Genomic DNA, 12,606 nt, shown 5'->3' on the forward strand with positions numbered 1-12,606 from the left:
TCAGCTCTCCTGCCACGTCTTGAATTTGCCTCACAGGGACGGCCTTGATCCACTTTTTTGCAAAAGTGTTCAACTTCACCAAAGCCGCGCAAGCCTGCGGATGTCGCGCGTAGGCGAGGCACCATCGGCCATTTTTGTTGACATAGATCAAATCGCACCATGAACAACGGTAGGATACTGCGCTTAAATTATACATCTTTTGTGTTTATGTTCAGTTTTTAAGCGCAGACGAACGGACGACCTTCAAGGAGGAGGAACACATGGACAGAAAATCAAACCCGAAACTCTCGGACGGCACACTGCTTTCCGACCTGATCAACCTCGAAACCCGCGAAGTCAAGATGCGGGCGCTTTCCGATCCCGAACTGTTCGAGCTCGAGATGGAGCGCATCTTCGCCAAGACCTGGGTATTCCTGGGGCACGAAACCGAAATCCCGAACAAGGGCGATTTCGTCGTCCGCGACATGGGATCGGATTCCGTGCTGATGGCACGCGGGGCGGACGGCGAGGTGTACGTCTCCCTCAACGTCTGCCCCCATCGGGGCATGAAGATCTCGACCCATGACGTGGGTAACACGATGACTCACGTCTGTATCTACCACGGCTGGGCATTCAAGCCGAACGGCGACTTTATCGGCGCGCCGGTCGAGAAGGAATGTATGCACGGGAAGATGATGACCAAGCAGGAACTCGGCCTGAAGAAGGCGCGCGTCGCGATCTATGGCGGCTTGGTCTTCGCGACGTGGAACGTCGAGGGCCCTAGCTTCGAGGACTTCCTCGGCGACGCGAAATGGTATTTCGACACGCTCTGGTGCCGCACAGACAAGGGCATGGAAGTGCTGGGTCCCCCGCAGCGTTTCACGATCCGTGCGAACTGGAAGACTGCCTGCGAGCAGTCGGCGTCGGACGGATTCCATGTTCTGACCCTGCACCGCTGGCTATCGGAAGTCGGCCCCTATCGCAAGCCGGGCAGCGAAGGTGGCGGCGGCGACCTGACACCGGAGATGTACGGCACCGAGGTCTACACCGCGCACGCACATACCATGCGATGCATCGAGCTGGACCGCAAGATCCGACGCCTGACGGGGAAGGACCCGAGCGAGTTGTCGATCAAGGAGAAACTCGAGGCGCTGCCCCCGCCGGGCATCACGCCCGAGATGCTGCCGGAAGTGCTCCGTCGCTTCAGCGATGACCAGCTGCGCGTCATGGCCTGGCGTCCGCCCCAGGTGGGCAACTTCTTTCCCAACGGGCTGTTCGAGTTCGTCTACATCCCCTCGCCCGATGGCGTGATCGGGGTCATGGCGCTGCACGCCTATGTCCCGAAGGGGCCGGACAAGCTGGAATTCGTGAACTGGATCCTGGCCGAGAAGGACACTCCGCCGGAACTCAAGGCCAAGATGCTGCGCCTCGGCGTCCAACTCCTGGGCACCTCGGGGATGGTCGAGCAGGACGATTCGGACACCTGGCCGCACCAGACGCTCGCGGCGAAGGGTGCCGTGAGCAAGCACATCACGATGAAGTATCAGTCGATGTACGAGAACAACAGGCTCGAAGGCTGGCCGGGCCCTGGCGATGTCGGTGACGGCTTCACGAAGGACGACACCCAGTGGCGCTGGTGGGAATACTGGTACGAACTGATGACTGCCGAGAACTGATCACAGCGCGACTACTTACCCCTATTTCAGGAGACCTCCATGCTTCAGCAACTGCTCGAACCGACTCCGCTGCCGCCCTCGATCAAGGCGAACCGTATTCCCTCCGGCAGCGATACCTACAACGAGGTGCTCGACTTCCTTTATGACGAAGCCGAAATGCTCGACAACCTGCGCCTCGGCGAATGGGCGGAGCTGCTCACCAAGGACCTCGAATACAACGCGCCCCTGCGCCATACCCGTTCGACGTCCCAGTTCGACCAGACCTATTCGCGCAACGTCCAGCACCTACACGAGAATTACGGCTCGATGCTCATGCGGGTCAAGCGCATTACCGACACCAAGAGCGCCTGGGGCGAGGATCCTCCATCGCGCATCAAGCGTCTGGTCACGAACGTACGCGTCTACCGAATCGACGACAGCGATGACCTGAAGGTCGAGAGCTATCTGCTCCTTACACGCAGCCGTTTCGATTTCGACTACTTCGACCTGATCCCCTGCGTCCGCCACGACGTTCTGCGCCGCGAGGATGGCGCGCTGAAACTCGCTCGCCGCGAGATCCTGCTCGACCAGGTCGTCATCGGCACCCCCAACCTGGGCGTGATCCTTTAGACGCGTAACGGCGACCACTACCACAAACATACCGTCTGCATGCCGCTCGGCCACGTGCGCGGCATGCGAAGGCGGAATCGGAGACAACACGCGATGAAACTTGAAGATCTCATCCTCGTCAGCATCGACGACCACGCCATCGAACCCCCGAACGCCTTCGCGCGACACATGCCGGCCCGCTTCAAGGGGCGCGAGCCTCACATCGAGAAGCATAAGGGTCGTGACGTGTGGGTTTTCGAAGGACGGGCAACGGGCTACATGGGCCTCAACTCGGTCGTCGGTCGCCCCAAGGAAGAGTACGGCATGGAGCCGCTCGGTTACGAACACATGAGGCGCGGCACTTGGGACGTCCAGGCGCGCGTCGACGACATGAACGCCAATGGCGTGCTCGGCTCGCTGTGTTTCCCGACCTTCCCCGGCTTCGCGGGGCAGCGCTTCCAGCAGTACGACGACGCGCGCGACGTATCGCTCGCCGCCATCCAGGCCTACAACGACTGGCACCTGCACGACTGGTGCAACGCCGCCCCGGGTCGCTTCATCCCGATGGCGCTGATTCCCTGGTGGGATCCGCAGGCGGCCGCCGCCGAAATCAAGCGCATGGCGAAGGACGGGGTGCATGCGATCTCCTTCTCCGACAACCCCGCCCTACATGGCTTCCCGTCGATCCACGATTCGTACTGGGACCCGGTGTGGAAGGCCTGCGCGGACAACGCGGTGGTCATCAACTGCCACATCGGCACCGGCGTCAAGGCCGAGCACGCCTCCGACCTGTCGCCGATCGACGCGTGGATCACTTCGATGCCGATCTCGATCGCGAACTCGGCGGCCGACTGGATCTGGGCTCCGATGTGGAGGAAGTTCCCGAAGCTGAAGATGGCGCTTTCCGAGGGCGGCATCGGTTGGATTCCCTACCTCCTCGAGCGCGCGGATTTCACCCACCGGCATCACAAGGCCTGGACGAATGCCAGCTTCGGCGGCAAGAAGCCGAGCGACATCTTCAAGGAGCACATCATCACGTGTTTCATCGAGGACGACTTCGGGCTGCAGAACCTGAAGCACATCGGTGAAGACATGGTTGGCTGGGAATGCGACTACCCGCATTCCGATTGCACCTGGCCGAATTCTCCGGAAGTGGTGTGGGAGAGCTTCAGGCACCTCCCCGACGAGACCATCGCCAAGGTCACTCACCGGAACGTGATGCGCGAATACAGCTACGACCCGTTCGCGATCCTCGGCCGCGAGAACTGCACCGTCGGCGCGCTGCGCGCGCAGGCTCGCGCCAAGGGCATCGACACCTCGCCCACGCAAGGCATGGGGGGCGCGGCACCGAAGCGGGAAGCCGGCAAACCGGTCACTTCGGGCGACATCAACGCCATGTTCAAACAGGCGGACGCCGAAACCGCACTCTGATCCGGGGGTGCTTCACGGCGCCCGCAGCACGAGAGGAAGACATCCCGCGCTATCCCCGATAGCGCGGCGGGCGCCCTCACGCCCGACGATGGAACCGATAACGGGAGATATCCATGAGCGAACAATACGACATCGTGGTCGCCGGTGGCGGTCACAACGGTCTGGTGGCCGCGTGCTACCTGGCGAAGGCGGGACTGAAGGTATGCGTCGTCGAGAAAAACGACAAGGTCGGCGGGGGCGTCATGACGCGCGAGCTGACGGCGCCGGGCTTCAAGCATGACGTCTGCTCGGTCGCACATACCCTGCTGCAGGCCAACCCATTGCTGCGCAACGACGAACTGCAGCTGAAATCGAAGTTCGGGCTGAAGTACATCAACCCCGACAAGATGACTGCGATCTTCTACGACGACGGGACCACGCTCGAGTTCTACACCGATCTCGAACAGACTGCCCAAGCGATCGCAAAATTCTCGCAGAAGGATGCGGAAGCCTACCGGCGCTTCAACAAGGAGGTGTTCCAGAACCTCGACATGATGGTGATGGGCATGTTCCATGCGCCCCCGAACGCGGGCGCCCAAGCCGTGATGATGGAGCAGAGCGTGGTCGGGCAATCGCTGATGCGAACCCAGTCGATGAGCGCATGGGACTTCATCTGCGAATGGTTCGAGCACCCCAAGGTGCGCATCGCGTTGGCCCGCTATGCCTCGGAAGCCATGATGAACCCGTTCAACAACGGCACGGGATTCGGCTTCTACATCATTCTGCCCTTCATGCACCGCTACGGTGTCGGCATTCCAGTCGGCGGCTCGGGTGCCTTCGCGGACAAGCTGCGGGAGTGCTTCGAATCGCATGGCGGCGCGGTACGCGTCAATGCGCCCGTCAAGCAGATGCGCATGGATGGCAGCAAGGTGACGGGCGTCGTGCTCGAATCGGGCGAGGAGATCGTCGCGAAGAAAGGCGTCATTTCGACGATGCACGTGCAACAGGTGTTCCCGCACATGGTGCCGGGCGCGAATCTGCCGGAAGGATTCGAGCCGCGGATTCGGGGGCTGAAACGCAACAGCTTCCAGCCCTTCAACCTGCACCTCGCGCTGCACGAGGCGCCGCAGTACAAGGTCGGTCCGGCGGTGGACGATTTCTTCTGGGTCGAGCGTTCGCACTCCGACTGGGAGGAGTTCGCACGCGCCTTCTCCGATCTCGAATACGGCATCCCGCGCCGCGACTTCGTCGCCCACGTGATGCAGGACGTCTATGACAAGACGCGGGCACCCGAGGGCAAGCGCGTGCTCAACATGTACGCTTTCTGCCCCTACAACGTGAAGGGCGGCCCGCAGCGTTGGGACGAGATCGGCAAGGAGATCGCTTACGGATTCCTCGACGACCTGCGCAAGCTCACGACCAATATGAGCGACGACAACATCATCGGTTTCTCGTGGTTCACCCCGCTCGATATCGAGCGCCACAACAACGCGATGATCGGTGCGGACATCCTGCACTTCGGCTCGTACAACTGGCAGATCGCGGGCAACCGCCCTGCCCCGGGCTACGGGCAGTACAAGTCGCCGGTGGCGGGTCTGTACATGGCGGGCGCCTCCACCCATCCGGGGGGCGGGGTCACCGCAGCGTCCGGACGCAATGCGGCGCAGGTGGTGCTGGAAGACTTGGGCATGGATTTCGACGACCTCATCGAAAACTGACCCGTGGAACGCCGCGACCGCGTCGCGCGGTTGCGGTCACATCCAACGTGATGGAGAGCGGCAGCCGTGAAGATGTTCAGCAAGGAAGGCGTGGAGATGGTCGAAGTGAAGTCCATCCAGCGAAAGGACGACACGCTGGTCATGAAGGGCAAGGTCATGGGCTCGATGGCCACCACCATCCTGATCCGCCCCGAAGACTGCTGGCAGGCGCTCCAGCTGCTCGGGTGGCGGACGCTACTGCGGATGCCGCTGATCCTGTTCAGGGGTTACCGCCAGGCCGCAAGATCAAGCTGATTCGCCGTCGCGCGCAGATAGCGCAGCCGGTGAAGGAGTAGCCCCTCATTGATGGGCCTCGGAGAAGCTGGACAGGCGGCCCGCCACGACCACCCCGAGGACGCCGCACAGGGCAAGAGCAGCGGCTCCCAGCGCGAGAGACAACAGCGAATGCCACATCAGTGGCGCCAGCACCGCGGCAATCCAGGCGTTGAATCCCGTCTGGATGAACAGCTGAACCGATGAGCCGGTGCCGCGGCGCTCCGGTACACAATCCAGGCCGCGCACCGTGATCGTTGGAATCATCACCGACATGCCCAGATTGAAGAACAGGAGATACGCCACATACCACGCCGTGCCGCCGGGTTCGACGAGGCACACGGCGAGATTCCAGAGCGTGGCGGCAGCCATGATCGCGAAGCCGGCCTTTAGCGTGGCGGCCGTGGACCAGCGCTGCGCAAGGCGGCCCGCAAGCGCGGAGCCCAACATCAGACCCACCGTCGCGGGTCCGAACATCCACAGGAAATCGGTCTCGCCCAGGCCAAGGTGCTCCATCAGGAACACCGGCGTAGACAGGACGTAAAGGAAGAAGCCGCCAAACATGCAGGCATACGCCAGTGCCCAGCTCATGAAGCGCGCGTTTCCGAGCACGGACGCGTAACCGCGAAGCACACCCGCCGGATTGAAGGGGTGACGCTGCGAGGCGGGCAGGGTCTCCGGTAATCCGAAAAACACGGCCACGAGCAGGCTGGTGGCAAGCAGGCACAGGAACACGAAAACGGACCGCCAGCCCATCGCGACCTGCAACCAGCCGCCCACCAAAGGAGCGACGGCGGGTGCGATCGAGAACATCAACACCACCTGCGACATCATGCGCTGCGCACGCGGCCCTTCATGCAGATCCCGGACGACGGCGCGACCGATCACGATCCCGGCACCCGCCGAGAAGCCCTGGAGTGCCCGCAGAACCCACAACTGCTCCACTTGCGTCGCAAGCGCGCATCCGAGCGACGCCAATGCATAGACGACCAGACCGGCCAGCACCACGCGGCGGCGCCCGAAGGAATCCGAGATCGTGCCATGCCACAGGGCCATGAAGGCAAAGGCGGCGAAGTAGATCGCCACTGTCTGCTGCAACGCGACTCGATCCGTGCCGAGCACCACCGCCATTTCCCCGAAGGATGGCAGGTAGGTGTTGATCGAAAACGGGCCGAGCATCGCCAAGCCCGCGAGGATCACGGTCGTGCCGAGTTGCCCTGTACCGGGACGGGGTCCGGATTGCAGAAATCAGCCCCGCATGCCGAGCACTGCCGAAATGTCGGCACTCGGGTCGGCATCGGCGCCGTAGCCGAAGTCCCCGCGCTGCTGCCTCTCGGCGAGACGCATCATCAGCAATCGGTAGCGATTGCCGGGGCCGTCGAAACGCGAGCTTAGGTCGCGGCGCTCGGTGGACTCGAAATAGCGCGCGTTCTGAGGGCGCAGCACCGAGTTGTCCTGTGGCTGGATCACGTAGGAGATGCGCGGCATCAGCCAGCGAAACGGTGCCGGCGCGTGGACAGTGTAGTTCGTCTGGTCAACACGAGAACGGTGCTTGCCGACAGGCACAAAGGGCTGCACGTTCGGAATCGGATAGCCCGGGGTAAAGTTCGGGTAAGAGATGCACACGTTGTTGCGCAGATGGACATGCAGAACTGCGCGCAGATCCTGGTACTGGGCGCGTACGCCTCCGATCCAGCGCATCACCGGTGCCACCGACTTGCGGGTGACGTTGCGGATGCGAGTCACCGTCTCGGAGGTCGAATGGACCTCGACGACATCGTTCTCGGACTGGCCGTCACCGATCGCATTGGCATGCAGAAAGTCGGCATGTGTCAGATCGATGAGGTTCTCGACGGACAGCGGCGAGGCCGCATCGAAGCGCACCGCGCGCTGCGTGTAGCGGGGGATCCCCTGACCATCGGGGGGCAGGAAGGGGATGCTCGGGATCAGTTCCTCGTGCGCGTTATCGGGGTTTCCGTACCACGCCCAGATATACCCGTAGCGCTCGACAGCCGGATAGAAACCGGAGCCGTTCGTGAAGGCACTTGCGCCGGCGCGCATCGCGTCAAGGCGGTCGGGGCGAAACTCGGCCGCATATAACCTCACGCCGTCGCGCCATAGATATACGTCCTGCGCATGGACGATACGGCGTACCGCCCGCTCACCGATGTCCGCACTGTAGGCGACGGGAAACCAGGTGTCGCGCAGATCGAGATTGATCGGTACCCAGTCGCGCTTGGAGGTCGCCTCCGCTTCGCGCCCTGCCGCATCCATCATCGGGACTTCGCTCATACTGCGCACCTCTCCTGCACGGTCACCACGCGCCCGGCCGGCGTCCTCGTATCGGTCTTCGCCAATCTGCGATCTCGTGACGGTGCGACTTCGAGTGCCGCCACGGCTGCGCCGTCGATTTGGGGGAAGATTGCGAACGGAGCACGTCCGATCGCCCGCGCGATTCGCCACCGCCACGACAGCGGCGCTGGCGTGGCATGAAGAAAACCGCGCCAGACCAGACTGGTGGTACCCCGCCTGTTCTCGCTGGCAGCGATGAAGATCGTGACGAGCGGATCTTCTTCGGCGCTGAGGAGTTCCACGCGAATGTCGCCGCCCCTTACCGGTACGCGAGTACGTACCCACAGCGAATGGTCTCGCACGAAGGCCGGCCCATTTCCCTTGCCCTTCCACACCGCGCCTCGATCGAGGACAAGATGCTCGCCGTCGCGGCGCGGATCGCCGAGGAAGAAATCGGTGATGTGCACGCCGGGGAAGGAAAGCAGGCATTCCGGGCCGTCGAGCATCACGTCGAGATATTGCTCGAACGCGATATTGGCCACTGTTGAACCGGTCTGTTCGCGACCTGCCGCGCGATACGACGCGCCCGGCAATACGGCGGCGGGAGTTCCCGCCCCCCGCCAGACGTGGATGAAGCCGTTCGCCTCGGCCGCCGGAAAGGCGCGCGCCGCATAACGCGCCGGCACCCGCTCATCGCGACGCAGGTTGGGAATGTCATTGCACAGGCCCGTCGCGCCGTCGAAGGTCCAGCCGTGGTAGGGGCACTGCAGACCACCAGGTTTCACGGGTCCGGGCGACAGCGGCACACGCCGGTGCGGACACCGGTCCTCCAGCGCGAACACTACGCCCCTCCCGTCGCGAAACACGGCGAGTTGCTCGCCTTCGCAGGTCACCGCGAGCGCCTTGTCACCTTGCACCGCCTCGGACAGCGCGACCGCCCACCATCGTCCCATGCCCAGCCTCCCCTGCCCCTTGCCGGTCAGCCCCTGATCCGCGCGGTGATCTTCGCGTGCGGTCCGGCAATCTGCGACGCCCAGGCTTCGGCAGCCTGATCCAGCGTATAGTCGGCGTAGTCGACCTGGATATTCTCTGTGCGTGCGATGCGCAACAGGCGCTCCCAGATCGCGCGGCGATCGGCCGGCGGGCGCTGCCCCGTACCCACGCATGACAGCGTGCGGAAAAGCAGATCGGCGATATCGAGATTGATCTGACGCCCTGCACCCGTGCCGATCGTCACGATGCGTGCGCCCCAGCGGGTCGCCTTGAGGGCGTTGAGCATCGGTTGCCCGCACACCAGATCGAGCACGACGTCGAAACCGTCGCCCGCCGCGTCCTTCAACGCCGCGACATCGTTCTCGCTACCGAGGGCTACGACTTCGTCGGCAATCCCGCGCGTCTTCAGGCGCTGCAGGGTCTCGGCGGAGCGTGCGGCCGCGACGACCCTGCCCGCGCCGAGATAGCGGGCGAGTTGCAGCGCCACCTGCCCGAGCGTGCCGGTCGCACCGAGGACCAGAACCTGCTCACCCCGCTGGATGTTGGCCTGCTCGAGCGGCACCAGTGCGCCGGTGGCAGCGATGCCCATCGTGATCGCGGTCTTGTCGTCGACCTCGTCGGGCACGTCCCAGACCTCATCGGTCGGCACCAGCGTACGCTCGGCCCACGCCCCGAAGGGCATCACCGAGCGCTCGCCGAAATACACGCGGCGGCCGTCCGGTGCCCTGCCCACGCCTTCGCCGCGGATCACGCACGGGTATTGCACGCCCAGCCGGTACGCGCCGAGTACGTCCCAGCCCCCGAGCCCTGCCGTGTCCATGTCGATGAGGACGGCGCCTTCCTGTGGCGCCGGTTCCGGAAACTCCTGCACGACCGGAGCGGCACCCCGCTCGCTGATGACAGCTGCTTTCATGGACGACCCCTTACATACTCTTCGCGCCGGTCTGCGCGAAGAGAGCCTTCATCGCGACAAGCGAGGGCGTGTGGCATGAGAAACCGCCATCGGCGACCAGCGTCGTGCCGGTTACGAAGGACGACTCGTCGGACGCGAGGAAGGCCACCACGTCGGCGATCTGACGCGGGGTGCCGACATCGGGCGTGAGGTGGTTGTCGCGGATGATCTGGATCACGGCCGGCGGCATGCTCCCATGGGCATTCTCTGCTGGCGCGAGTCCGATCTGCAGCGCGTTGGAGCGGATGCCCTCCTTGCCGTACTGGGTCGCAATCGACTTGCTGAGCATCATCAGCGCCGCCTTCGAGGCGGCGTAGGCCGACAGCGACAGGTCGCCTTGGGCGCCGAGTCCGGAGGTCGCGAAGATCAGGGAGCCTTTCTTCTGCTTGAGCATCTCGCGAATCGCATACTTGGCACACAGCATCGCACCGCGCAGATTCACCGCCATCGCGCAATCCCACGCCTCGACGTCCATGTTGGCAACGTCGCGGTCGCGCTGGCGTTGCTCGACGCTTAGGATCGCCGCATTGCTGTACAGGACGTCCACTCGCCCGAAGCGGTTCACCACCGCCGCGACCATCGCCGCGACGTCCGCCTCGGACGAGACGTCTGCCCGCACTGCAATCGCGTGCCCACCGCCCGACTCGATCTCGGCGGCAACCTTGCGTGCGCCGTCGAGGTCGATGTCCGTGATTGCCACACTCGCACCGTGCATCGCCAGCACGCGGGCCGATTCGGCGCCGAGGCCGCCGGCCGCACCGGTCACGATCGCGACACGGCCATCCAGTTTTCGCTCGCTCATCTGTCTGTCTCCTGATTCTTGTCTGCGCGGAGCGCGTCGCTTAGCGACCGGTGAAGCGCGGTTCGCGCTTTTCGCGAAAGGCGGTCGCCGCCTCCCTCGCGTCGTCGCTGGGTTTGAGCAGTGCAAAAAGATCCAGCTCGAGGTCCAGGCCCTTCTTGAGGTCGACGTCCAGTGCGGCACGCGCAGCGCGCTTCACGCACAGCGTCGCCGCCGGCGCGCGCGAGGCGATGCGCATCGCGAACGCGCGCACCTCTTCCACCAGCTTGTCCGGCGCGCTCGCCACCCGGGTGACCAGGCCGATCGCCTTCGCTTCATCGGCGCTCAGGCGGTCACCGGTGAGCAGCAGGTCCATCGCCCGGCCCGGACCGACCACGCGCGGCAACCGCTGGGTCCCTCCCCCGCCGGGAATCAGGCCCAGGGCAGTCTCAGGCAGACTGAAAACCGCATCGGGCGTGGCAAAGCGGATGTCGCAAGCGAGCGCGAGCTCCATGCCCCCTCCCATGCAATAGCCATGAATGGCCGCAATCGTGGGTTTCTCCGCGGCATCGAACGCCTCGACCCAGCGCGCGCCCTGCATGCGCCGGCGCACTTCGATCGAGGTCTCCGGGCCACGCAGTTCCTTGATGTCGGCGCCCGCGCAGAAACCCCGCGGGCCATCCCCGCGAATGACGATCACGTGGATCGCCGGGTCTGCCTCGAGATCCTGCAGAGCCTGCGGAACGCCGGTGCGAATGTCGTCGTTGATCGCATTGATCTGGGCCGGGCGGGTCAGCACGACCCAGCCGATACTGCCCTGACGCTCCACGGCCACGGCGTCGTTGAGCGGGACCGCCATCGACTCGGCGCCCGCATTCTTGACCGCAAGGTCGGATGCCATGTCAGACCTCCTCGAACTCGATGAGCTGCCCGCGCATCTCGCTCGGATCGATCCGGATCATCGCGCCGCCGCCGACGGCTTCGGACTCCTCGATCCATTGGAAACGGGTCCCGCGCGCGCGCAAGTCCTCGGCCTTGGCCTTGAGGCCGCTCACCGCGATGCGAATGTAGTAAAGCCCCGGCCCCCAGTTGTTCAGGTACAGGCCCGCGTCGCTGTTCCAGCGGCTGGGCTGGATCACGTCAAGGCTGGCGCTGTTGGCCACGGTAAAGGGCATCGTCGCGCGGCGGTATCCCTCGCGATGCAGCGCTTCGACTTCGCCGCTCGGCTCCCAGTCGAGATTCGTCGAACAGCAGCGCAGCGTCTCGTCCAGATCGCGGACAAGGAATCCGCGCGCACTGACGCGCACCATGTCGCCCGGCTTCGGGTCGCGCGGCTGCATGGGTTCCGCGGCGAATGTCTCGGACGGCATCTGCAGCGGTTCGGTCGGCATCACCTCGATGCACAGGCCGCCATCCACCACCGGGGTGTAACGCGGCCGCTCTGGCGTCGCGCCGAGCCACAACCGGTCGAACGGCATGTCCGGCGTGCGCTGGGCCATCCGGAACGGCAACCCACGCCGCATCAGCTTGTCGACAAAGGCGTCGAATTTCGGCCCTTGCAGCGCGAGCACGACCGAGTGCGTGAGCATCGGACGATGGCGTCCCTGGTAGTCCTTCAGGCTTTCGAGGAACTCGTGGAACATCGGGTCGCCGGGGTTCTCGCGATCCAGATGCCATTGCGGCTCGAGCCGGGTCGGAGACACCGCCAGCGACTTGTGCACGCGCAGGAAATGCGCGACGTAGGGATGATCGTCGAACGCCTGACGCCAGTTTGGATGGCCATGCACGCCGAGCTTGTTCACCAGCCGCGCAGCCATGTCGTCGGGATCAGGCAGCATCATGTCGGCACTCAGCAAGAGGTCGAACATCGTCTTGTCTCCAGTTGTGGTCTGTCTTGTCCGACAGTCG

At 64.1% G+C, this 12,606-nt stretch carries 12 protein-coding genes; 5 read left to right on the plus strand and 7 right to left on the minus strand.

From position 1 onward, the window contains the following. The first annotated feature begins 260 nt into the window (after positions 1-260). The 5 genes from AzCIB_RS11925 (at position 261) to AzCIB_RS11945 (ending at position 5,665) form a co-directional block, all read left to right on the plus strand. Positions 261-1,655, plus strand: coding sequence for an aromatic ring-hydroxylating dioxygenase subunit alpha (locus tag AzCIB_RS11925; protein ID WP_050416097.1), 1,395 nt, complete (start codon positions 261-263; stop codon positions 1,653-1,655). Between the two features lie 39 nt (positions 1,656-1,694). Continuing rightward, positions 1,695-2,264, plus strand: a complete 570-nt coding sequence (locus AzCIB_RS11930; RefSeq protein WP_050416098.1) for an aromatic-ring-hydroxylating dioxygenase subunit beta — start codon at positions 1,695-1,697, stop codon at positions 2,262-2,264. Positions 2,265-2,357: 93 nt separating this feature from the next. Beyond that, complete coding sequence (locus AzCIB_RS11935; RefSeq protein ID WP_050416099.1) at positions 2,358-3,674, plus strand: amidohydrolase family protein; 1,317 nt, start codon at positions 2,358-2,360, stop codon at positions 3,672-3,674. Between the two features lie 113 nt (positions 3,675-3,787). Next, complete coding sequence (locus tag AzCIB_RS11940; protein WP_050416100.1) at positions 3,788-5,371, plus strand: phytoene desaturase family protein; 1,584 nt, start codon at positions 3,788-3,790, stop codon at positions 5,369-5,371. Between the two features lie 72 nt (positions 5,372-5,443). Beyond that, the gene (locus AzCIB_RS11945) at positions 5,444-5,665 is read left to right on the plus strand and encodes a hypothetical protein (protein WP_211168871.1); all 222 of its coding nucleotides are present in this window, start codon (positions 5,444-5,446) and stop codon (positions 5,663-5,665) included. Between the two features lie 45 nt (positions 5,666-5,710). On the opposite strand, the gene AzCIB_RS11950 is transcribed toward AzCIB_RS11945, so the two are convergent. From AzCIB_RS11950 to AzCIB_RS11980, 7 genes are read right to left on the minus strand one after another with little or no spacing between them, the layout of a single operon-like run. Continuing rightward, positions 5,711-6,883 (minus strand): multidrug effflux MFS transporter, encoded by a 1,173-nt coding sequence (locus AzCIB_RS11950; protein WP_083446988.1) that lies wholly within the window; start codon positions 6,881-6,883, stop codon positions 5,711-5,713. A gap of 48 nt (positions 6,884-6,931) precedes the next feature. Then, complete coding sequence (locus AzCIB_RS11955) at positions 6,932-7,975, minus strand: aromatic ring-hydroxylating oxygenase subunit alpha (RefSeq protein ID WP_050416101.1); 1,044 nt, start codon at positions 7,973-7,975, stop codon at positions 6,932-6,934. Further along, complete coding sequence (locus tag AzCIB_RS11960) at positions 7,972-8,928, minus strand: Rieske 2Fe-2S domain-containing protein (RefSeq protein WP_050416102.1); 957 nt, start codon at positions 8,926-8,928, stop codon at positions 7,972-7,974. The genes AzCIB_RS11955 and AzCIB_RS11960 overlap by 4 nt, the downstream gene beginning before the upstream one ends. 26 nt (positions 8,929-8,954) lie before the next feature. Next, positions 8,955-9,881, minus strand: coding sequence for a quinone oxidoreductase family protein (locus AzCIB_RS11965; protein ID WP_050416103.1), 927 nt, complete (start codon positions 9,879-9,881; stop codon positions 8,955-8,957). A 10-nt stretch (positions 9,882-9,891) separates the two neighbouring features. After that, positions 9,892-10,722, minus strand: coding sequence for an SDR family NAD(P)-dependent oxidoreductase (locus tag AzCIB_RS11970; RefSeq protein ID WP_050416104.1), 831 nt, complete (start codon positions 10,720-10,722; stop codon positions 9,892-9,894). A gap of 40 nt (positions 10,723-10,762) precedes the next feature. Beyond that, positions 10,763-11,599: an enoyl-CoA hydratase/isomerase family protein gene (locus tag AzCIB_RS11975; protein WP_050416105.1), complete on the minus strand. Its 837-nt coding sequence runs from the start codon at positions 11,597-11,599 to the stop codon at positions 10,763-10,765. A gap of 1 nt (position 11,600) precedes the next feature. Beyond that, positions 11,601-12,566, minus strand: coding sequence for a VOC family protein (locus AzCIB_RS11980; protein WP_050416106.1), 966 nt, complete (start codon positions 12,564-12,566; stop codon positions 11,601-11,603). Positions 12,567-12,606: the final 40 nt, after the last annotated feature.

Source organism: Azoarcus sp. CIB (assembly GCF_001190925.1).
Taxonomy (GTDB): domain Bacteria; phylum Pseudomonadota; class Gammaproteobacteria; order Burkholderiales; family Rhodocyclaceae; genus Aromatoleum.